The following is a 22,766-nucleotide window of genomic DNA, read 5'->3' as shown; positions in this document are numbered from 1 at the left end:
TGGAATAATATTACTGGTTGGAGCAATTAGCTTTTGCTAGCTGCTCTTTTTATGGATTCACTACATAAACTTCTTCTGCCCACGATTCTCCTATTAAATAGTTATTGATGGAAAAGTAATCATTTCTAGGTACATTCAAAATCAATTCATTTATACGATTAATTGTGTGAGAATTATGATGTGTGATTTCTCCTAATTCCTTGTACTGCCTTACGCTTTTTTTCCATTTCACAATTACAACATTATTTTTTTGTAACTGTTTAAATTGCTCTTGTTTTTCAAAGTTTTCAAAATTCATATCAATTCCCCTTTGTATGAAAATGAAATTTCTATAATAAAACTTTATAAGCTTTATATATCCATTCTTCATCTTTGTCTTCTTCCACATAAAAGATTTCTATTTTTATTTCCATACCATTTTCCATTAAAACGTGCGCTTCATATTTCCCATCTACATAACTAGCACAATCAATATTGTCTGCTACTATTTCTCTCCATTTATCAGGTAAACTATCATAAAAACGTTCAATGGCCGCTACTAAAACTAAATCTTCTAAATGAGCAGTTTTAGGGTTGTTTATTTTTAAAAACATCAAAAATGCCAAATTCCTTATATCACAAAGGATTTGGCATTTTTAAGTATCTAGAACACGCGCTAAATTTAAGGAGAAATTAACAGACATGCGTCCGGTATAATGCCGTGTCCACACCCAAGAATCGGTTACATAAAATAACGTATCTAACCTGGGAAATCAATTGGCCTTTTTCCCTTATAGTAACACTCTCTTCTACTAAGACCTTTTCTTTCTAGGGCCTACAATTAATTTAATCGCTGTTCTTTCTTCATTATTGATAGAAATCTCTTGAAATGCTGGAACAAAAGCTAAGTCAATACCACTTGGAGCGACGAACCCTCTTGCAATCGCAATTGCTTTAATCGCTTGATTTATAGCTCCAGCCCCAATCGCTTGAATTTCCACATTACCACTTGTTCTTAGTACTCCTGCTATTGCACCTGCGACTGAATTTGGGCTTGATTTTGAAGATACCTTTAATATATTTTCCATGTAAGTTGCTCCTTCTATTATTTAATCTCTCTTTCGTTACAATTTTAAATATTTTAGCGTATCTTTAATTACTATTCACACCAAAAACAAATGATGCTTCATATGTACATTATTCTATATTTTCTGACTTCTTCCTGCTCAACTACGCAAATAAAAAATAAACTAAATAATCTAATATACATACGATTAAATATCATAACTTCACCAAATGATAACATCCATACAGCTAAAGGTAATATTGCTATTTTGTCAGACGAAATTAATATAGTAAAGTGAAATTTTAATGAGTGGGGGTTTAGTTCATCCCCCATCTAACTTCTTTGCTTTCGCTGAATTTTGAGGTGGGAGTCTTACTGCTCGGAAAATAGCGTGATAAACGTTTCCTTGTTACTTCAATCCATTTAGAAATTCCATTGATTTTTCTATCAAATTTTGAAGCTTATCATCTTCAAAAGGTGTTACAGGTAATACCCAAATACTACATTTCATTATTTGACCGCTTTATATTCCAAATCTATTTCCTTTTATAGTACAAGCATACATGCCAATTGCAATTAATTTCCACATACTACTATATGGTTTTAATTTATTAAGAATCGGAGGTAATATTATTTCTTCACATTCAGATGCTATTTCAGCATCTTTTTTTATTGAATAACAGTTTTCTTCAACTTTTATTATCTCACCCCACATAAAAAAGTGCAGAATTCTTTCTAACACAAGATTTCTGCACTTTTTTATTATGCTTATTTATTCTTCCTTATTTCTCTACATAAACCGACTTAACAATCGTACGATTATATGGTTTTCCTTCTTTATTCATCCCTTTTATATCCATCGTAACGTTATATACTCCCGGTTGTTTTATATCTTTCAAAGCACCTGAAAATGTATTCGTATGAACATTTTGTAATTCATTAAATTCAGAGACTAACTTACCTTCTTTATTAACGACTCTTACTGTTATGGAAAGATCCCCTTTCATTTCAGGTGCTACAGGTGATTTTTTGAGTTTATACTCAAGTTTATTTACTTTAACTTTTGTAGGCATTCGAAGAACAAATGGTGCGTCATCCTTGTAATCGCTTACAACTAAATATGCATCTTTCGACTGCTTCGCCATCATTTTGATTTTCCATTCGCCTACTTCCAATTTATCAAACTTAAATGTTCTAATTGTCGCCCCATTAAAGAAAGATTCGCCTTCACCAGTAGTTATAGCGCTATCTTTATTTGCATAGATTTTTCCTTTTGGAGATACCATTTGTACTTCTACATCAGAAGAAGCAGTTAGTACAGAAACTATTCCTTCAGCCTTTTTATCAACAGAAATACTTTGCTCTATCCACTGATTTTGTGGTAATTCGCCTCCTAAAATATTTTGATTTGAAGTTGTATTTAATTGTTCTAGATTTTCATTTGAACTATTGCTGGGTGCTACTAAAGCTGGTAATCCCACATTTGTCGTACGTAAATATGGTTCAATTCGTGCAAAAACAGCTGATCCTTTTCTTATATTGTCATGATCAAATCTGGAATCTGTAAATAAATGTGTACCGTACGATAGCTTCGCACTCCATTCATTTACTAGTCCGTCATTTGAACCGTACGATGATAAATATAACCCGCCCATAGATAATGCAGAAAATGTTGGTCCCCAGCTAGTTCCAGTAGCCGTATAGTAACGGTTTAATTTAGCTGCTGGGTTGTTATCTATTATTGAACGAAACTTTGCCATTTCACCTATTTGTAACGAATACGTACCATCATCTTTTTGACCTAATATAGAAGCAAGCCACCCTGCCCACCAACTATATGACAAATCTGCTAAATTTGAGCCGTGATGCGGTGTAGCAAGTGTAATAACATTTCCAACAAATCGATTCGCATCATATTCAACTAATGCGGCTTGTGTATCAATACCACCTTTACTATGCGCTACAATATTAACTTTTTTACCGAAATGATTATATATCTCTTCAAGTTTTTGTGCTAACAATTTTCCATTATCCCACTGACTAGCCGAACCTTTCCCCGCTGCATCATACAATTGTATAAACACTGTTTGATAGCCTGCTTTTAAAGCATAATCATACATATCATTTATATCATGATATACTGTCTTTCCATACCAACTATCAGCATTACCATTTCTTCCTTGTACAAAGAGAATTGGCGGTTTATTCTCATCATAATTAGCTGGTTTTTGGCCTAAAAACCATTCTCCAGGTGTGAATACTTCTGTATCAGGAAACCCCTTTCCAAGCTCTTTTACAACTTCTGCCTGTACATTTGTGCTAATCGTTGGAGCCATGATAAAAAATACAATTAGTAAGGCCACACATCTTCTCATCAGTCGCATATTACTCCCCCTATTTTTTTGAAAGAAGGTGTTCTTTATAATATTTTATATTTTCCCTTCCTTAATAATAGCTAATCTTTTATTTTAAAAAGATGTTAGCCCTATTTTTAGAAGGTTACTAGTTGTATACCCTCTTCCTTAACTCTCGTTATTCTCTTTGTTTCTACCTCTTCCTTTTGATAGAATACGACAAAAAAGTTTCTCAATAATTGTTAACTTCGCTACACCCAGATATTTTTTAAATCATTATTGTTTATATAAAGCATACAAATCTTGAAAAAATTTTAGTAAAAAAATATTTTATTACTAGTTAGTTATTGAAAAATATAATAAAGATATGTACTTTCTTTTCATTAAATACAAACTAATTTTAAAGGAGCTTATATTATATGACTTTCCTACGATTAAAAATTAAACTGAAATTTCCGAATAGAAAATCATATTTCCAGAAACATATATTATGATAATTTCCGCGCACTTGAATTAACTTTTTAGAAGTACTAACCTATCGGTGAGCAGAAGAAAATTCTGTAAAAAGAAAGGAGAATACTTTATGATGACCAATTTACAAAAGGAGTTTTTTAAACGCTTAAAAATTCCTGCAAAAGAAATAACATTTGATGATTTAGATGAAATTCTGTTAAAAATGGGAATGATTCTCCCCTATGAAAATCTTGATATTATGGCTGGTACTATTAAAAATATCTCAAAAGATAACTTAATAGAAAAGTTACTTATTCAAAAACGAGGTGGACTGTGTTATGAATTAAACTCCTTATTGTATTATTTTTTAATTGATTGTGGGTTTCAAGTATACAAAGTAGCCGGTACTGTTTATGATCTGTACGATAATAAATGGAAACCCGATGATGGTCATGTCATTATCATATTAAGTCATGAGGATAAAGATTATGTTGTGGATGCAGGTTTTGCATCTCATCTCCCTTTACATCCAGTCCCTTTTAACGGAGAAGTCATCTCCTCTCAAACAGGAGAATATCGAATTCGTAAGCAAAATACTCGAAAAGGTACGCATATTTTAGAAATGAGAAAAGGAGCTAACGGGGAATCTACAAGTTTCTTACAATCTGAACCTTCAAACGAATGGAAAATAGGCTATGCTTTCACTGTAGATCCAATAGATGAGAAAAAAGTGAATAACATTCAAAAAGTGATTGTAGAGCATAAAGAATCTCCTTTTAATAAAGGAGCTATCACTTGTAAATTAACTACTTATGGTCACATATCATTAACAAATAAAAATTATACAGAAACCTTTAAAGGCACCAAAAATAAACGACCAATAGGCTCTAAAGATTATGCTCGCATTCTTCGTGACTCTTTTGGAATAACGCAAGAGAAATATGTAGGAAAAACACTAGAAAGAGGCTAGTTGACTACAAGTATTTCATAATAAAGCAGATTCTATATTTAGAATCTGCTTTATTTTATATTTTGTTATAAATTAATTTAATTTTGTTGTTACCCTTTAATTTTCAATTATATACTCATCATCATATTTATCGTATTGTAGCCCTTCCCCTATCTTTGACTCCGTAACTTGATCTCTTAAAAACGGTGCAGCATCCATTTTGCTAGTTGCAATTTCAATTCCATATTTTTTCGTTAAATGAGCTAACTCTATTAAAAACCACTCTCTTCGCAATGTAACTGGAATATCCAATGTTTTTCTTTTCATATATAATAGCACCTCTTTTATTTTCATAGCTTAAAAACATCACTGGATGCACTTATTAAAACTACCTTTCACCGCTAACATCCAATGAAACATTATAGTATATGCATGTCCATTTCAAACGTGCTATCACAAATATGATATTTAAGTTTACATAATTATATTATGTAATAGTAGAAAAGGAAGGCATGTCCCTTCCCCTTCTACTATAGAGATTTAAATTAAGAACATCTTGGTACACCTAAAGCTAAGAATAAACCTGCTACTCCCGCAGTAATCGGTACTTTTAACGTAATAACATCGTCTACCTTCGTTACTAAAAAGTAAGCATTACCTTCTTGTAATATACAAGTTACCAACAATTGAAATTCCATTCAAATCTCCTCCTTTCAATCGATATACTATAATTTATGAAATCTCTTTCAAAAAGTAATAGGAAATACATCTATTTTTCCTTATATACAAAATAAATGTTTATAAGTTTAGGAAAAATATTAATTTTCTAAATTTATATAAAACGTTTAATATCCAATAAGTTCCTATATAATCAATAAGAAAAATCTTACAAATGGAGGTATGAAAATGGCGATTTTGAGTAATATTGGTGCTGCTTTATTTTTTATTGCTTTTATTCTTTTAATTTTATGTATCATTTCATTCTTTAAGAAAAATGGAAAAGCAAAACAATATGGTCGTCCTGCCGTTATTCTTTTTATGATTTCGATTGTATCAATAATAACTAGTGCTGAAACTTCTAATAACCCAATTGTTGAATTCTTTTCTATTTTAAGTTTTGTTTTATTTATTTTCTTCCTTGTGCTAGCAATCTTATCTGTTATTAAGAAAACAGGTGTAGCGAAAAAACAATTTATTATTACAGCCGTATTATTTGTCATTTTTGTTGCGTTATTAGGTATTTCAGCTCCTTCTTCTGAAAAAACGACAGCAACTAGTACAAAAGTTGCCTCTAACAATGAAGAGCAAAAAGATAGCGAACAGAAAAAAGAGCTAGAAAAGAAAGCGGCGGACGAAAAAACTCAAAAGCAAGAAGATGAGAAGCGTCAAGCCGAGGAACAAGCTCGTAAGCAAGAAGATGAAAAACGTCAAGCCGAGGAACAAGCTCGCAAGCAAGAGGATGAAAAACGTCTAGCTGATGAACAAGCTCGTAAACAACAAGAAGAGCAAAAACGTCTAGCTGATGAACAGGCTCGTAAACAACAAGAAGAACAAAAACGTCAGGCTGATGAACAAGCTCGTAAGCAACAAGAAGAACAAAAACGTCAGGCTGATGAACAAGCTCGTAAACAACAAGAAGAACAAAAACGCCTAGCTGACGAACAAAATCGGAAGCAACAAGAAGAGCAAAAAGCACAGCAAGCTCAAACACAACCAGCTAATGGTAATACTGATAGTGCATACTACAAAAATTGTGCTGCAGTTAGAGCAGCTGGGAAAGCTCCTTTACATAAAGGGCAACCAGGTTATAGCTCTCATCTTGATCGTGATGGCGATGGAATTGCATGTGAAAAATAATAATGAAAAAGAAGCTTTTACTAAGCTTCTTTTTTATTAACGTAAAATATTACCACTTATTACTTTCCCCCCTTATTTTAATAACATTCTTATTATTATTCTCAAAAATGACACAGAATAAGTGATTTCAATCACTACATAGATTTTAATTTATCGCTATTCTTAATTCAGATATTACATTTAAACTTTATGGAGGCATTCATATGGAACATACATTTACTGAAACTTCTATTGTCGGTGAGATTGTTACACAATTCCCGAAAGCTAGTGATCTTTTTAAATCATATAGAATAGATTTTTGTTGTGGTGGCAATAAACCGCTTATTGATGCAATTCATGAAAGAAATTTATCAGCTACTGAAGTGCTTACAGAGTTAAATACGCTTTATAATAATATGAAACGATTAAATGAATCTGAAATTGATTGGAAAAATGCTTCTTATCGCGAATTGATTGATTATGTTATAAATAAGCATCATCGCTATTTAAATGAAGAGTTGCCACAATTAAGTCCGTATGTGACAAAAGTAGTACGTGTTCATGGGGCAAGTCAGCCTCATTTAGCTCAAATTCATAAGCTATTTCACGAATTAAAGATGGAATTAGAACAACATTTAATTAAAGAAGAAACAGAAGATTTTCCATTAATTTTAGAATTTGAACAAAATCCAATTGAAGAAAACTATGTGAATTTACGTAAAGTAGTAGATAAGTTGGAAAATGAACATAACCACGCAGGCAACATTATTAAAGAGCTTCGTAAAGTTACAAATGACTTTACTCCTCCAGAAGGAGCTTGCGGCACTTATCGACTTGTTTACCAACGCCTTGAAGCACTAGAGTCTGATTTATTTGAGCATATTCATTTAGAAAATAACATTTTATTTCCACGTGCAATTACGAGAGTATAAATCAAGTGCAGGACATGAGTATACATACTTATGTCCTGTTTTTTCATTTGGTAAAGAATAAACACATCCCTCTCGAATAAATCCGAATTTTAACAATTTGTGAATCATTATAAAAATGTGATAAATATCACATCTCCCCTTTTTTGGATTTTCTATAATAGAAATATAATCCTTTGTTCAACATTTCACAGAAAAAGGGGAAACGAAAATGAAAAAACGTTTAGTTATGATCGGAAATGGTATGGCTGGAATACGCTGTATGGAAGAAATATTAAAACATAATAGTGATTCATATGAGATTACTATTTTGGGAGATGAACCACATCCAAACTACAATCGCATTATGCTCTCTCACGTTTTACAAGGCAAAACAAATATGCAAGATATCATTATGAATGAATACAGTTGGTATGAAGAAAACGAAATAACTTTATATACAAACGAAAGAGTTCAAATTATTAACCGGGAAGCAAAAATCATTATCACCGAAAAAAATCGTACTCTTACATATGACAAACTCATTATCGCAACAGGTTCTAGTGCTTTTATTTTACCTGTTGAAGGTTCTACTCTTCCTGGTGTAACAGGATTTCGAACAATTGAAGATACACAATTTATGATAGACACCGCTAAAGAAAAGAAAAAGGCCGTTGTTATTGGTGGTGGGTTACTTGGTTTAGAAGCCGCAAGAGGTCTTATTGACTTAGGGATGGACGTACATGTTGTTCATTTAATGCCAAACTTAATGGAGCAGCAACTAGATACGAAAGCAGCTTCTCTATTACGCGAAGATTTGGAAGCGCAAGGCATGAAATTTCTAATGGAAAAGAAAACTGTAAAAATTCTTGGTACAGACCATGTTGAGGGCATTCAATTTGAAGATGGTGAAGTTGTAGATTGTGATTTAGTCGTAATGGCTGTCGGAATACGCCCAAATACGCAAATAGCAAAAGATGCTGGTTTAATTGTAAATCGCGGTATTGTAGTCAATGACTATATGCTAACAAATGATGAGTCCATTTATGCAGTTGGAGAATGTGCAGAGCATGACGGTATCGCATATGGACTTGTTGCTCCTCTTTATGAACAAGGTGCGATATTAGCAAAACATATAACAAATTTACAAACTGATGGATATTCGGGCAGTATTGTCGGTACGCAATTAAAAGTTGCAGGTTGTGATTTATTCTCTGCTGGTCAAATTTATGAAGATGCTCAAACGAAAGCAATATCAATCTTTGATGAATGTAAACGTTCCTATAAAAAAGTATTAATTCGTGACAATAAAGTCATCGGTATCGTTTTATATGGTGACACAGCTGACGGAACACGCCTCTTTAGCATGTTAAAGAAAGAAGAAGATATACAAGAATATACAGCCGCTTCCATTCTTCACAAAGCTGGTGAAGAAAGTGAACTTAACGTTGCTACTATGAGTGCTGATGACACGATTTGCGGATGTAATGGTGTTACGAAAGGCACAATCGTTCACGCCATTTTAGAACAAGAGTTAAAGACTTTTGAAGAAGTTAAAGGCTGTACGAAAGCCGCAGGGTCTTGTGGTAAATGTCGTCCGCTTGTAGAACAAGTTTTATCTCATACACTTGGAGATGCTTTTGATGCTTCTGTGCAGTCTACCGGTATGTGCGGATGTACACCTTTATCACGTGATAAAGTCGTAGCGGCCATTCATGAGAAAGGTTTAAAATCTCCAAAAGAAGTACGAAACGTTCTTGGTTTTGTACTTGAAGAAGGCTGTTCAAAATGTCGTCCTGCTTTAAACTACTATTTACGTATGGCGATTCCAGAAGAATATGAAGATGATAAATCATCCCGTTTCGTGAATGAAAGAATGAATGGTAACATCCAGCACGATGGTACATTCTCTGTTATTCCACGCATGTACGGAGGTGTTACAACAGCTGATGATTTAATGAAAATTGCTGAAGTTGCGAAAAAGTACGATGTTCCACTTGTGAAAATTACAGGTGCGAGCCGAATTGGCTTATACGGTATTAAGAAACAAGATTTACCTAACGTATGGGCTGAATTAAATATGACTTCTGGATATGCGTATTCAAAATCTCTTCGTAATGTAAAATCATGTGTTGGCTCTCGTTTCTGCCGTTTCGGTACGAAAGATTCATTAGGACTTGGTATGTTGCTTGAACAATCATTAGAAATGGTAGATACACCTCATAAAATGAAGATGGGTGTAACGGGCTGTCCGCGTAACTGTGCGGAAGTACTGACGAAAGATTTTGGCGTTGTTTGTGTCGAAAATGGATACCAACTTTATATTGGCGGAAATGGTGGTACGGAAGTACGCGAAGCTGATTTTGTAATGATTGTCCCTACTGAAGATGATGTCCTTCGCATCGCTACAGCTTACATGCAATATTATCGTGAAACTGGTATTTACGGAGAGCGTACTGCCTACTGGACAGAGCGTTTAGGCTTCGATCACATAAAAGAAATACTGCAAGATGCAAATATGGTCACTACACTAAATGAACGCTTCCAAACAGCTCGTGGCACATATAAAGAAGCTTGGGGACAAGCAATAGAAACGAAGTCGTTAAAAGCGATGTATGAAGTAGAAACTGTGAAATAAGGAGCTGTGATTTATATGATACAAACGAAAGATAAAATAAAAATTATGCGTGCAGAAGACCTTCCTATTCAAATCGGTAAAGAGGTGCAAATGAAAGGTATATCTATCGCCCTATTCCGCCTTTCAAATGGCGATGTTCGAGCTGTAGAAAATCGTTGTCCTCATAAAAACGGACCGTTAGCAGAAGGAATTGTGTCTGGCGAATTCGTCTTTTGTCCACTACATGATTGGAAAATTTCATTACTAACAGGTGAAGTTCAAAAACCTGATGACGGTTGTATTCAAACGTATGAAGTAGAAGTTATTGACGGGGATATTTATATATACATGTAATTTACGAAAGGAAGCCTCCCCCTGGCTTCCTTTTACATAAAAATAGATGAGGTGCGATTATGAACGGATATGTATATTTAGTTGGTGCAGGACCAGGTGATGAAGGGCTTATTACAAAGAAAGCGATAGATTGTTTAAATCGTGCAGATATCGTTTTATATGACCGTTTATTAAACCCTTTCTTTCTTAGTTATACAAAAGAAACATGCGAACTTATTTATTGCGGAAAAATGCCAAAGAATCATACTATGCGACAAGAAATGATTAACGCCCACCTCCTTCAATTTGCGAAAGAAGGAAAAATCGTAGTCCGCTTAAAGGGCGGAGATCCATCTATTTTTGGCCGTGTTGGTGAAGAAGCAGAAACTTTAGCATCTGCGAACATTCCATATGAAATTGTACCAGGCATTACATCTAGCATCGCCGCTAGTAGCTATGCTGGCATCCCCCTCACCCACCGCAACTATAGTAATAGCGTCACTTTATTAACTGGGCATGCGAAAGGTCCTTTAACCGATCATGGAAAATATAATTCATCCCACAATAGCGACACAATCGCCTACTACATGGGTATAAAAAACTTACCTACAATTTGCGAAAATTTACTACAAGCAGGCAAAAAGGAAGATACACCAATAGCAGTCATCGAATGGGGTACGACAGGGAAACAGCGCGTTGTCACAGGAACACTTTCAACTATTGTTCCTATCGTCAAAAACGAGAATATTTCTAATCCTTCTATGACAATTGTTGGTGATGTCGTTTCCTTACGGGATCAGATCGCTTGGAAAGAACGTAAACCATTACACGAGAAAAAAGTTTTATTTGCATCTGCAACGAATAAAACAAGTTCAATGAAGCAAAAGTTACAAGAAGCCGGTGCAGAAATATATCAAATTCCTACTTTCAAAAAGGTAGAATACACATTAACACTTGAACAAATCAATGAAATTTTTAACGTTAATCGTCTTGTTTTTTGTTCAGCTGAAAGTGTAGAAATATTGATGCAATCATGTAGTAAACACCAAAAAGATATTCGTTCTTTACAAGCGCAACTACAACATATGAACGTTGCCACTCAAGAAAAACTTATGCAATATGGGCTACTAAGTAAACAAGCAGAGTTCTCTTCCAATACAACAGTTTATTTAGGACGAAACATTAACCGAATTGCTGTTATTCAAGAAAAAATTGGTGCTGGTTCCTATATGATGACTCATGAGTACACAATTGATCATCGCTTCGATGAAATTCATTCACGTATTCTTTCTGAATTCTCATGGGATAGCATTGTATTTGAAGGTCGTGCTTCTATTGATACGTTTCTAGCAGAAATAAAACGCCTTGGCTTTATCAATATTCTTACTCTCCCATTCTCGTATACCGACGTTCCAACTTTACACTATGCAAATAAAGTTGGGTTTCATAACGTAGATCATCAATTACAAGAAACTCTTATGAAGAAAGACATGGTGAGACAATGAAAGGAATTGTATATGTTGGACATGGGAGCCGGCTACAAGAAGGTAATGAACAATTCATTCAATTTATTCAATCTGTTATGAAAGAGCGAAACGAAAGAATTCAAAAAATAGCTTTTCTAGAACTAACGACACCTACTATTTCGGATGCAGTTACAGAAACGATAATAGAGGGAGTAACTGAAATAATGATTGTACCTGTTTTATTATTTGCAGCAGCTCACTATAAACGTGATATTCCTTTTGAAATAGAGCAACTACAAAAGAAATATCCACAAATAACATTTTCAGTTGTACCTCCTTTTAGTACACATCCACATATGGTGGAACTTGTAGTGAAAAGAATACGTGAAGCTATGTCAATGCAAAATAGTAGTATTTTACTCGTAGGACGAGGCAGTAGTGATCCACAACCGATACATGAATTACAACAAATCAGAGCAGCTGTCGAACGAAAACTTGGTATGCCAGTATCCTGTTCCTTTTTAACGAAAGGAACTCCCTCTTTTGCTGCTGAGCTCAAGGCTATAACATCGACTGCGTCCCATGTATATGTCATGCCGTACCTTCTCTTTACCGGATTATTACTTCAAAAAATTAAATTGCATACAAAAAAATATGATCACGTTACGACTTGTAACTGTCTTCAGTTTGATACATACATGAAGTTAACATTATTAGAACGAATGGAGGAATGCATATATGTATAACATGTACCCTCTTATGTTTAATCTACAAAATAAAGTGGTCATTATCATTGGTGGAGGTAAAATTGCATATCGAAAAGCGTCTGGATTAAAAGATACAGGCGCTTTTGTCACCGTTATCAGCCCAGAAATTTGCGAGGAAATGAAGGGACTTTCTTATATTACTTGGAAGCAAAAAGCTTTTAGTAATGATGATATTAAAGATGCTCACCTTATTTATGCAGCTACAAATCAACACGCTGTAAATATGATGGTCAAACAGGCCGCTCATGATTTCCAGTGGGTTAACGTTGTAAGTGATGGTACAGAATCATCTTTTCACACACCTGGCGTTATAAGAAATAATGAATATGTTGTCACTATTTCAACTTCAGGTAAGGACCCATCGTTTACGAAGCGTATGAAACAGGAATTAACTTCTGTCCTTGCTAAACTTATAAAAAGACTTTCTCGTACTCATAAAATGTAATCTATCACTTAGCTAAAATAGTAATTAGCTTTGAACAAACGTTTTTTAGGATCAGACAAACAATTGGACAAGAATCTGTGAAGAAAAATAACGGCAACAATTACGGACAAAAAAAGCAGTTGCTTGAGGGCAACTGCTTCAATACAGGTTTTATATTGGATATTCATTCAACCAAATTAGCGCTTGTTCATAATCATCAAAAAATCTCACAGATTCTTTCGTATTAGATTGTTGTAAATAATCCATTATCTCCCCCTCTTCAAGGAGAAATGCAATTGCCGTACTGTTATTCAAAATGATTTCATTGAAGAACTTCTCTTTCCATACTTTTTGAACAGAAAAATGATTTGGCGTGTATCCTTTTCTATCCACCAACAATTTGTATTTCCGCCCTTCAGAAATGAATTGCTGACAAACCTGCTCAAAACCATTAAACCATTCATACACATCATCTGTTTTTATATTTCCAACTAGATGGGTAACAATTATATCTCCTGAAACTGTTGTGCTGATATTCTGTTTACTCAACTTGGAATCCCCCCTTAGTTACAATTTTGCGAAAAAACCGCATAAAATCAATAAAGAAAAAATTCTTACTTGACACTCCCACCCCATCGCTATCAAACTAAGCTCACGTAACGTCAATTATAAGCGAAATTATGTCTTTTTTCGCAAGTCTATATGCAGATGCTTTAAAGATTTTCATACGAAATAACCCGTAACGAGTTTCCTTTTTTTGAATTAAGCCACTTGATTATCAGACACGGTACAATTGTAAACGCCCCCCAATATATCATAGACTGTTTTCCTCTCATATCAATGGGATTTCCATCCATCATTTACCGCCTCAAATCCATTCGGTTTTAAACGTATATTCAAAACAAAATATATGACAAATAAATAACGACAGTTACTGTAATAATGCTGAAAAGTGTTGAAAATAAAACGATTTGTGCATGTAGTTCAGGCTCTATTTGATACTCCATAGCAATAGTTGATGTATTTCTTGAAGTAGGAAAAGAACTTGCAATAAATAATGATTGTGCAACAATTCCATCAATGTTTAAGAGGTAGATCATGGAAAGTGCTAATAATGGCCCCATCAATAACCTTCCAATTAAAGACCATGTTATGACTCTATGGAAAAAATTAAGCTTAATGTTGGCTAATTGTGCTCCTAGCAATATGAGTGCTATGGCAACAAAACTATTCGCAAGCTGATTAAGAGGTAGAAAGATAGAATTAGGTATTTGAATTGTAAACGATTGAAAGAGAATCCCTAGTACGAGCGCATGAAATACAGGCAGTCTTATAAATGATTGAATAATACCTCCGATTGTTTTTGTTGCTGATAGTAAGTTATAAATCCCATATGAATAAGTTAAAAGGTTTTGGAAAATCACAATGAAAATCTGAATGGAAACCCCCACTGGATTGTGACTGAAAATCAATTGACTTACTGGTAATCCATAATTACCGGAATTCATTAACGAAATGCTATTTTTTAGAGCTGCACTTTCTCCTTTTTCTAACTTTAATGTTTTTGAAATAAAATGACTTACTAGCATTAGACTCAGACTATAAAACATTAAATAGTACATGATCTGGAGCAACAAACCTGTTTCTATACTAATATCATATATATTCACAAATACAGCCGCTGGCATCAAGCAATAATTAATAAGTGTAGATAGCTGCTTTAAGTTAAATTGGAACTTCCTTTGTAAGATTGCACCAATTAGCATCAATATTAATATTGGCACTATTACGTCTAATATAATGAAAATAAACATTTAAAACCTCATTCTACATATATTTTAGTTGGATTAAACGCTCTCTTTTCTTTAACATATCAAATATGACTCACAAAGAAAATTATGAATTATTTATACAAATTCATAATTTTATCTTATCAACCTAAACTGTATTCTTTATTTTAAGTGTACTTTTTCACAATCTCCATTAGCCTTACCCAAAAATCTGGCCCTAAAAAATATGCAGTTTTTTCTTGTTATAGATACCTTTATATGTTTTTTGAATTTCGGAACATTTCAAGCTATTGATATATTTTTATACATATTAATAGATAGCTTTTAGAAAGGAGCGACTATTTATCGATTCGTTAGCGATCAATAGTCATCGTTTAATTCAAAAGTTATTATTTTCATTCTCGATATATTTGCTTTCTAAAAATTAGTTTAATCTTTGTGCTTGAGCTAACCTGCCCTTTAATTGAATAACATCTGATATCTATTTTTTAACATAAAATTCCATTACCCTTCTGTTTTTTATTTAAAAACCACAATATTTTAGAAAACAAACATTTGTTAAGATATCAATAAAAAAACAAGTTGAAGTCTATTACTAAAAGAACCATCCCAAAATACTTCGGGACGGCTCTTTTTCTTTTTTAATGATTCTTTAACATCACTAACAGCTTTTCTTGACTATACATCCACACTGTAATGATTAAACAAGCAAGTGCGACTTCTGATAATGCCATAAATCCAATTGCATAATGACCTGTTAGTTGGAATAATAATGTTAAAATTAGCGGCGGGAAGAACCCTCCTAGTCCGCCTAAAGCTGAAACGAGTCCATTTACAATACCAGCTTGTTCTGAGAAGTACATTGGAACGAGTTTGAAGATTGTACCATTACCGATACCTGCACAAAATGCGACTAGTAAGCAACCAAAAGTATATACGTTCATACTAGGCATGAATGATAAAATAATACCTGAAAGTGTTAAACCGATAAATACGAAGATTAATATTTTAAATGGGTTAAATTTATCACCAAGCCAACCGCCAATTGGCCGCATAATTGTTGCAAGTACAATGAATCCTGCTGTCCGCATACCTGCATCCACTTTTTCTAATCCGAAGTGAGATACTAAAAAGTTTGGTAAGTATACAGTAAATGCGACGAAAGATCCAAATGTTAAAAAGTAAAAGATACATAAAAACCAAAGTTTTTCATTTTTATATACACCTTTTATTTGTTCCATTAATGGTGTATTCACCTTTTTCTCCTTACGATCGCCTAATAAAAAGTTCATAAGTGCAAATGCTGCGAGTAAAACTAAATAACACTGTACTGTCGTTCTCCAGCCAACTGAAGTTGCGATAACTGGTGCTAAGAACGAAGTAATTGCTGTTCCTGCGTTACCGACACCGTATATACCATTTACAAAACCGTGACTCTCTTTCGGAAAGTATTTCGGTAAAGAAGTTACGCCTACAGAGAATACAGCACCACCGATTCCGACAAATAAACCACCAATAATTAAATCCATCATTGAATTGGCAACACTAATATAAAAGACAGGAAATAATAATAGAATAAAACTAATAAAGAATAATTTTCTTGCTCCGAAACGATTTGTCCAATAACCAATTGGAATGCGAAGAACAGAACCTAATATAACCGGTACTGCTGTTACCATAGAAATTTGTCCCGCAGTTAATGGAATATCCGCTTTAATATAAGGCATTAATGATGATAAAATGACCCATACCATAAACCCGATAACTAGATTAGAAGTTTGTAAACTTAATTGAAAATTAGGACTTTTCATCCTGTTCCCTCCTATGTATGCATAGTTATATTCATTCCCTCCAGCCTAATCACGTCCTAACATGATTAGGCTGAAAAGAATCAACCACCACTCACTGGCGGAATCATTGCTATAACATCGCCAGTTTGAATGATGTCATCCTCATTTGCATACTCTTCATTTATAGCAACCATAATCTCACTTGAAATCGCTACGTCGTATTTCTTAATGAGCACTTCCTTAAGTTTAGCAACCGTAATATTTTCACAATCTATGTGTAATGCTGACTTACTTACTTCTTCTTGTAAATGTGCAAATAATAGTACTTCAATCATATTCTCATCCCCTTTCCAGGCTCATCATTCTCATATGCTACCTTTTCTAACTGATCACCTATCCATGATTCACCATCTTCCCAAAATTCTTTCTTCCAAATGGGAACGATTTGTTTTATACGCTCCATAATATATTCGTTCGCCTCATAGGCTGCTTTCCGGTGTGGTGTAGAAACAGAGACGACAACAGCAAGATCACAAATTTGTAATGTACCAATGCGATGTGTAATGGCGACAAATGTCCCAGGCCACCTCTCTCCTACTTCAGTACCAATTTTCTCAAGCTGTTTTTCTGCCATTGTTTTATATGCTACATACTCTAAATATAGCGTACGACGGCCTTTCGTAAATTCTCTAACAGTACCAATGAAAGTAGTAACTGCGCCGCACTCACGACAAATTACTTTGTTTGTAACTTCCTCAATTGAAATAGGTGTATCAATCACTTCATAATACGTATGTGTCATCTTGCACCTCTTATCTTCATATAAGTTAGCAATCTATTTTTCTATCATTTGTACGACCGAAGTGGTTCTTCCCATGGCCACTCACTTCCAGCGTTTGATTCTAATAACAGTACCGAAACAGTTATTCCTGCTTCAAATCCCCTTGTTCCTCCCGGCAGGACAATAAATGTGTTCGCCTCTGCAAGTGAAGAAATTGCACTAGATTTATCTAAACCAACTGGTGTCGCTTGCAATTTTCCATTTACAATTTCCACTTTTCCTCTTACAAAACGAGTGAATGGGTTTGCTTTTGGAAAGTCTTTTTGTAAAATCGCCTCTGCACGAAATACATGCGAATCTTTTCTATGCAAGTATGTTCGAATAACTGGCCGAACAAATAATTCACAACCGACATAACAAGCAGAAGGATTACCAGATAAACCAAATAGTAGTTTTCCTTCTACCTCAGCTACAGTTGTCACACTTCCTGGTCGCATCGCTATTTTGCTAAAAAGTACATTTGCTTGTAATCTCTCATAAATAGCAGGTAAATAGTCATAATCTCCTACCGAAACGCCACCAGTTGTAATTAAAATATCGACTTCTTTTATCGCTTTTTTTACAGTGTTATAACACGTCTCAATATCGTCAGCGAACTGTCCATAATACTGTACAACTCCGCCAGCTCGTTCAATTTGAGCAGCAATCATATAGGAGTTACTATTTCGAATCTTCCCTGGCTTTAAGTGTTCATGTACTTCAAGCAGTTCGCTTCCTGTCGTTACAATTCCAATAACCGGCTGTTTTATAACGTGTACAGAACTATAACCAAACGTAGCAAGAAGTGCTGCTACTCCAGGATTAATAACAGTACCTTTTTTCACAAGGACGGTATTTTGTTTTACATCTTCTCCTTTAAAAGAAATGTTATCCCCAGCAATAAAGGAGCGTTTCAATTTCATATAAGTCTTTTCATTTTCTTCAAACCCTTCCGTTAGCTCCAACATAACAACCGCACTACACCCTTTCGGAATTGCTGCTCCTGTCATAATACGGACAGCTTGAAACTCTTTCACTTCTTCTGTAAAAACAAAACCTGCTCCAATTTCGCCAATTACTTCAAACTGAATGGGGTTACTACTACTCGCTTCTTTTGTATCTTCCGCTCGAATCGCAAACCCATCGTACGGAGAGCGATTAAAATGCGGAACATCATGATCTGCAATAACATCTTCTCCAAGTGTTCTACCGTAGCTTTCTATAAGAGAAACCTTTTCTATTTCACCTTGGTAGGCATATTCCATTACACGCGCAACTGCTTCTGCCACTGGAATTGGTATACGTTTTTCTAACATTCTTTTTTCACCTCTTTTCAATAAGGTGACGCTCACTTTCTGTTCACCCTATATATGTTGCGTATAATCGTTTTGCTATTTTCACATCATTTGTCCCATGAATAAATGCCCTACCGTCTATAAATAAAACGAAACGATATTCATCAATTAAAAATGATAGTAAGTAAGGTGTTTTTTTGACATGTACACTCTTTTGTAATCGTTTTTGAATTTCGGTTAAATTAAGATTTCTCTTTATTCCTGAACGGATTTGAACTGTATTCCGTCCGCATAACACTTCCGTTTTCATTTGTGCTTCAAATGTTAAACTTGGATACGTTCGTAATTTCCCACAAGATGGACATGTACTTTTTTTCTGTCTATTTACTTTTAATGAGAGATATTGATTGTTCCAAATATCAAATGATAACATCGTCCCTCTTAACGACTCATAATCATCCACTAATATTTTCATCGCCTCTGTTATTTGGTGAGCAACGACCATTTGTACAGCTGGCTGAATGATTCCAGCTGTATCGCATGTTGCACCGCTCATAGGATGATCCATCAGACAGCGAAAACATGGTGTTTTCCCAGGGAGAATTGTATACGTTACACCGTAACTTCCAACGCATCCACCGTATATCCAAGGTATATTTTCTTTTTGTGAAATGTCATTTATAAGTAGGCGCGTATCGAAATTGTCAGTCGCATCTATGATGAGATCCACTTCTTTTGTTAACTCTTCTATTTCTCGCATTGTGACATCTGTTACAACCGGTACAATTTCCACTTCCGAATTAATCTTTCTTACATGTTCTGCTGCTGCAATTGCTTTTGGTTTGCATTGCTTTGCATCTTCTTCTGTATATAACTGTTGCCGCTGTAAATTACTCCATTCGACGTAGTCACGATCGGCAATTGTCAATTTCCCAATTCCCATCCTAGCAAATGCTTCTGCATTCGCAGCTCCTAGTGCACCCGCACCGATTAAAAGTACATGCTTTTCTCTTATTTTTCTTTGACCCATTTCACCTATTCTAGAAAACAATACTTGCCTTGAATATCGCTCTTGCATAGGAAATCCTCCTCTCGCTATCCGCCAATGTAAGACATTTCAACTTTTTGACGTTTATTTGTACTATCCGCCGTTCTTTCATCTGAATATCGATCTGTTCTATATCGCCACGTATGTTGTAAAATTTTTAATAGTGATGCATCAGAAATATTTTCTCGAAGAAGCGTTCGCAAATCCGTTCCTTTCGTTCCAAATAGACACGTAAAAAACTTACCGTCTGCCGAAATACGAGCTCTCGTACAAGAAGAACAAAATGACTCTGATACTGAAGTAATAAATCCAACTTCTGCATCGCTCCCTACATATCGATACAATTTCGCAACTTCTCCAAAATAACGAGGTGTAACAGGTTCAACCGGATATACGCGATTAATCTTCTCTATTAATTGTTCCTTCGTAATCACTTGTTCAAAATTCCATCCGTTCGTACTGCCTACATCCATAAACTCAATGAAACGGAGCTGAATTTCTTTTTCTTTAAAATAACGAGCCATATGAAGAATTTGACTATCATTCATTCCTTTTTTTACGACCATATTTACCTTTACCTCTAATCCAGCAGCCTTTGCTGCTGCTATTCCTTTCAGTACAGGTTTTGTACTTACATTTCTTCCGTTAATTTTTTTGAAGACGTGATCCTCTATCGCATCTAAACTAATATTTACACGCTTTAATCCCGCGTCTTTTAACGCCTTAGCTTGTTTCGCTAAATGAATTCCGTTTGTTGTGAGCCCAATGTCTTTTAAGCCTTCTAGTTTTGTAAGCCTTGCGATTAACTGAGGTAAATCTTTACGCAATAACGGTTCACCGCCAGTCAGCCTAATTTTATTGACTCCCATACTTATAAATAATCTTGCTAATCTTTCTATTTCATCGAACGTTAATAAAAACTCTTCCTGCAAAAAAGCATAATCAGGTCCGAACACTTCAGCAGGCATACAGTATGTGCACCTAAAATTACAACGATCAATAACTGAAATACGTAAATCTTGAAGTGGCCGTTCTAATGAATCTTTCATTTTTTCGTGCATCTATATCCCTTCTTTTCTGCTGCAATCCTTAGTAAGCTTTCAATTTTTTATTTGCCTTTATTATAAAAAATAAGTTGCAAATTCAATGTGACTTTTCTCACATCACTTTCCCCATTCAAAAATTCTTCACAAATCTGTTCGCATTTTGTTCACATCTTCAGTCTCTCCTCCTTACGGTCATTGAAATTTTACTATATTTTTAAAATAGCTCTTGCATTTTCAACATATTTACACTCAAAATAGGAAATGTATTGCTTATAAGAAGAAAGGTGATTGCTGTGACAAACAGTATGAAATTATCTCAAGATTTAAAGGAATTACTTGCATCTGTTGAATATAAAATGCAGATAAAAAAAGGCAGTTTTATTTTTCAAGAAGGTATGGAGGCAACCGAACTCTATATTATCCACTCAGGAAAAGTACAAATTAGTAAACTTAGTGCTGACGGACAAGAATTAACACTTCGAATTTGTTCGGAATATGACATTATTGGAGAATTAACGTTGTTCACGGATAATGCAAAATATTTATTAAACTCAAAATGTCTTGAAGATGTTGAAGTAGGTGTAATAAAGCGTGAAGCGTTAGAAAAAGCATTACTCCAAAAACCCGCTCTTGTATTTGAATTTATGAAATGGATTAGTGAACATTTAAGAAGAATGCAAACGAAGTTCCGAGATTTAGTGTTACACGGCAAAAAAGGTGCCTTATATTCTACTCTCATTCGAATGACAAATAGTTACGGTGTATTAAAAGAAAATGGTATTCTCATCGATTTACCGTTAACGAATCAAGAACTAGCTAATTTCTGTGCAACTTCACGTGAAAGCGTAAATCGAATGTTAAATGAATTAAAAAAGCAAGGTACAATTTCTATTCATAAAGGAAAGATTACCATTCACGATTTACAATTTTTAAAATGTGAAATTGCTTGTGAAGATTGCTCTGCTTCTGTTTGTAGTATTGATTAGCATCTTATTTAGATGCTAATCTTTTTTCAATTTAAACTACTTATTAACGGTTATTCCCTATGTAAACAAAAACGAGGCCTTCCATATTAGACCTCGTTTCGTTTTAACCATTAGCTCCTATCCGTTTACAGCAGTATTATTTTTTCAACTCATTAGGAATACGTCTTCTGTAAATTACATAACTACGGCTTACATATTTAATTGGGGCACTAAATACATGTACTAGTCTTGTAAATGGCCACACTGCGAATAAACCCATCCCTGCAAGAATATGAATTTTAAACCATACTGGTACTTCCGTCATATATTCAACTTTCGGTTGGAAAATAAAGAGACTTCGGAACCAAGGGCCAATTGTTGTACGATAATCAAATCCTTTTGAATCGATATTTAAAAATGTTGCAGAAAGTCCTGCTAACATTACGATAAGTAATAAAATAAGCGCAATATAATCTCCCTTTGTGCTCGTTGCAATGATACGTTTTACAGTTACGCGGCGGTACGTTAATATAATTAAACCGATAATAGAAGCAACACCTGCCGGAAGCCCGAAACTAATTGCCATTATGTGATACGTATGCTCAGAAATACCTATCGAACGGTATACAGCTTCTGGAATTAATATCCCCATAACATGACCGCCAATTACGAACATAATCCCAAAGTGGAATAATAGACTTCCGATTCGGAGCATTTTCTTTTCTAATAGTTCACTAGATTTTGATGTCCATCCAAATTGATCATAGTTGTATCTAAAAATATGTCCACCGATAAAGATTGCAAAAATGATATAGGGAAACAATACCCATAGAAATTGATTCATCATTTTAACAACTCTC

Annotated in this window: 25 protein-coding genes; 9 read left to right on the top strand and 16 right to left on the bottom strand. The window is 34.5% G+C overall.

Annotated elements, in window-relative coordinates; genetic code table 11:
* Positions 1-49 precede the first annotated feature (49 nt).
* From CGQ22_RS06725 to CGQ22_RS06705, 5 genes are all read right to left on the bottom strand, one after another.
* Positions 50-298 carry a hypothetical protein gene (locus CGQ22_RS06725; RefSeq protein WP_001008602.1) on the bottom strand — a complete coding sequence of 83 codons (249 nt, stop codon included), beginning with the start codon at positions 296-298 and terminating at the stop codon, positions 50-52.
* 31 nt (positions 299-329) lie between these two features.
* The gene (locus CGQ22_RS06720; protein ID WP_000478849.1) at positions 330-593 is read right to left on the bottom strand and encodes a hypothetical protein; all 264 of its coding nucleotides are present in this window, start codon (positions 591-593) and stop codon (positions 330-332) included.
* Between the two features lie 198 nt (positions 594-791).
* Positions 792-1,067, bottom strand: coding sequence for a stage V sporulation protein S (locus CGQ22_RS06715; protein ID WP_000427801.1), 276 nt, complete (start codon positions 1,065-1,067; stop codon positions 792-794).
* Between the two features lie 501 nt (positions 1,068-1,568).
* On the bottom strand, positions 1,569-1,787 hold the full coding sequence (locus CGQ22_RS06710; RefSeq protein WP_000893485.1) for a hypothetical protein: 219 nt from the start codon (positions 1,785-1,787) through the stop codon (positions 1,569-1,571).
* Positions 1,788-1,827: 40 nt separating this feature from the next.
* The gene (locus CGQ22_RS06705; RefSeq protein ID WP_001238694.1) at positions 1,828-3,429 is read right to left on the bottom strand and encodes an esterase/lipase family protein; all 1,602 of its coding nucleotides are present in this window, start codon (positions 3,427-3,429) and stop codon (positions 1,828-1,830) included.
* A 553-nt stretch (positions 3,430-3,982) separates the two neighbouring features.
* On the opposite strand from CGQ22_RS06705, the gene CGQ22_RS06700 reads away from it, so the two are divergent.
* Positions 3,983-4,822: an arylamine N-acetyltransferase family protein gene (locus CGQ22_RS06700; protein ID WP_000988899.1), complete on the top strand. Its 840-nt coding sequence runs from the start codon at positions 3,983-3,985 to the stop codon at positions 4,820-4,822.
* 96 nt (positions 4,823-4,918) lie between these two features.
* Here CGQ22_RS06700 and CGQ22_RS06695 read toward each other — a convergent pair whose 3' ends face one another.
* On the bottom strand, positions 4,919-5,128 hold the full coding sequence (locus CGQ22_RS06695) for a hypothetical protein (protein ID WP_000824206.1): 210 nt from the start codon (positions 5,126-5,128) through the stop codon (positions 4,919-4,921).
* 218 nt (positions 5,129-5,346) lie between these two features.
* Complete coding sequence (gene exsG / locus CGQ22_RS06690; RefSeq protein ID WP_000395679.1) at positions 5,347-5,499, bottom strand: exosporium protein ExsG; 153 nt, start codon at positions 5,497-5,499, stop codon at positions 5,347-5,349.
* A gap of 208 nt (positions 5,500-5,707) precedes the next feature.
* Between exsG and CGQ22_RS06685 the strand changes: the two genes are divergently transcribed.
* The 7 genes from CGQ22_RS06685 (at position 5,708) to CGQ22_RS06655 (ending at position 13,173) form a co-directional block, all read left to right on the top strand.
* A complete protein-coding gene (locus tag CGQ22_RS06685; RefSeq protein WP_000996465.1) occupies positions 5,708-6,658 on the top strand; it encodes an excalibur calcium-binding domain-containing protein in 951 nt (316 codons plus the stop codon).
* 203 nt (positions 6,659-6,861) lie between these two features.
* Positions 6,862-7,569 (top strand): iron-sulfur cluster repair di-iron protein, encoded by a 708-nt coding sequence (gene ric, locus CGQ22_RS06680; RefSeq protein WP_000401365.1) that lies wholly within the window; start codon positions 6,862-6,864, stop codon positions 7,567-7,569.
* A 208-nt stretch (positions 7,570-7,777) separates the two neighbouring features.
* A complete protein-coding gene (gene nirB / locus CGQ22_RS06675) occupies positions 7,778-10,183 on the top strand; it encodes an NADPH-nitrite reductase large subunit (RefSeq protein ID WP_000746954.1) in 2,406 nt (801 codons plus the stop codon).
* Positions 10,184-10,198: 15 nt separating this feature from the next.
* A complete protein-coding gene (gene nirD, locus CGQ22_RS06670) occupies positions 10,199-10,516 on the top strand; it encodes a nitrite reductase small subunit NirD (RefSeq protein ID WP_000616667.1) in 318 nt (105 codons plus the stop codon).
* A gap of 59 nt (positions 10,517-10,575) precedes the next feature.
* Positions 10,576-12,000, top strand: a complete 1,425-nt coding sequence (locus CGQ22_RS06665) for a uroporphyrin-III C-methyltransferase (protein WP_001014937.1) — start codon at positions 10,576-10,578, stop codon at positions 11,998-12,000.
* Complete coding sequence (locus CGQ22_RS06660; protein ID WP_000676477.1) at positions 11,997-12,707, top strand: sirohydrochlorin chelatase; 711 nt, start codon at positions 11,997-11,999, stop codon at positions 12,705-12,707. The genes CGQ22_RS06665 and CGQ22_RS06660 overlap by 4 nt, the downstream gene beginning before the upstream one ends.
* Positions 12,700-13,173 (top strand): precorrin-2 dehydrogenase, encoded by a 474-nt coding sequence (locus tag CGQ22_RS06655; RefSeq protein ID WP_000282585.1) that lies wholly within the window; start codon positions 12,700-12,702, stop codon positions 13,171-13,173. Before CGQ22_RS06660 ends, CGQ22_RS06655 begins: the two co-directional genes overlap by 8 nt.
* A gap of 150 nt (positions 13,174-13,323) precedes the next feature.
* On the opposite strand, the gene CGQ22_RS06650 is transcribed toward CGQ22_RS06655, so the two are convergent.
* The 8 genes from CGQ22_RS06650 to moaA all read right to left on the bottom strand — a co-directional run bounded on the left by CGQ22_RS06650 (position 13,324) and on the right by moaA (position 20,956).
* The gene (locus tag CGQ22_RS06650) at positions 13,324-13,701 is read right to left on the bottom strand and encodes a hypothetical protein (protein ID WP_002181618.1); all 378 of its coding nucleotides are present in this window, start codon (positions 13,699-13,701) and stop codon (positions 13,324-13,326) included.
* 347 nt (positions 13,702-14,048) lie between these two features.
* Positions 14,049-14,966, bottom strand: coding sequence for an AEC family transporter (locus tag CGQ22_RS06645; protein ID WP_000469521.1), 918 nt, complete (start codon positions 14,964-14,966; stop codon positions 14,049-14,051).
* 617 nt (positions 14,967-15,583) lie between these two features.
* Complete coding sequence (narK, locus tag CGQ22_RS06640) at positions 15,584-16,753, bottom strand: nitrate transporter NarK (RefSeq protein WP_000841864.1); 1,170 nt, start codon at positions 16,751-16,753, stop codon at positions 15,584-15,586.
* 80 nt (positions 16,754-16,833) lie between these two features.
* Positions 16,834-17,067: a molybdopterin converting factor subunit 1 gene (gene moaD, locus CGQ22_RS06635; protein WP_000573686.1), complete on the bottom strand. Its 234-nt coding sequence runs from the start codon at positions 17,065-17,067 to the stop codon at positions 16,834-16,836.
* Positions 17,064-17,534, bottom strand: a complete 471-nt coding sequence (locus CGQ22_RS06630; RefSeq protein WP_000149953.1) for a molybdenum cofactor biosynthesis protein MoaE — start codon at positions 17,532-17,534, stop codon at positions 17,064-17,066. The genes moaD and CGQ22_RS06630 overlap by 4 nt, the downstream gene beginning before the upstream one ends.
* A gap of 44 nt (positions 17,535-17,578) precedes the next feature.
* On the bottom strand, positions 17,579-18,868 hold the full coding sequence (locus CGQ22_RS06625; RefSeq protein ID WP_089148426.1) for a molybdopterin molybdotransferase MoeA: 1,290 nt from the start codon (positions 18,866-18,868) through the stop codon (positions 17,579-17,581).
* Between the two features lie 43 nt (positions 18,869-18,911).
* Positions 18,912-19,925, bottom strand: a complete 1,014-nt coding sequence (locus tag CGQ22_RS06620) for a molybdopterin-synthase adenylyltransferase MoeB (RefSeq protein ID WP_001158152.1) — start codon at positions 19,923-19,925, stop codon at positions 18,912-18,914.
* Between the two features lie 17 nt (positions 19,926-19,942).
* Positions 19,943-20,956: a GTP 3',8-cyclase MoaA gene (gene moaA, locus CGQ22_RS06615; RefSeq protein WP_000544617.1), complete on the bottom strand. Its 1,014-nt coding sequence runs from the start codon at positions 20,954-20,956 to the stop codon at positions 19,943-19,945.
* Between the two features lie 278 nt (positions 20,957-21,234).
* On the opposite strand from moaA, the gene CGQ22_RS06610 reads away from it, so the two are divergent.
* The gene (locus CGQ22_RS06610; RefSeq protein ID WP_000185188.1) at positions 21,235-21,927 is read left to right on the top strand and encodes a Crp/Fnr family transcriptional regulator; all 693 of its coding nucleotides are present in this window, start codon (positions 21,235-21,237) and stop codon (positions 21,925-21,927) included.
* 136 nt (positions 21,928-22,063) lie between these two features.
* Here CGQ22_RS06610 and narI read toward each other — a convergent pair whose 3' ends face one another.
* Positions 22,064-22,753, bottom strand: coding sequence for a respiratory nitrate reductase subunit gamma (gene narI, locus CGQ22_RS06605; protein ID WP_000981848.1), 690 nt, complete (start codon positions 22,751-22,753; stop codon positions 22,064-22,066).
* Positions 22,754-22,766 lie beyond the last annotated feature (13 nt).

Source organism: Bacillus sp. M13(2017) (assembly GCF_002218325.1).
Taxonomy (GTDB): domain Bacteria; phylum Bacillota; class Bacilli; order Bacillales; family Bacillaceae_G; genus Bacillus_A; species Bacillus_A thuringiensis_K.
The sequence above is the reverse complement of the archived record's forward strand: the minus strand, read 5'-3'. Positions and strand labels throughout refer to the sequence as shown.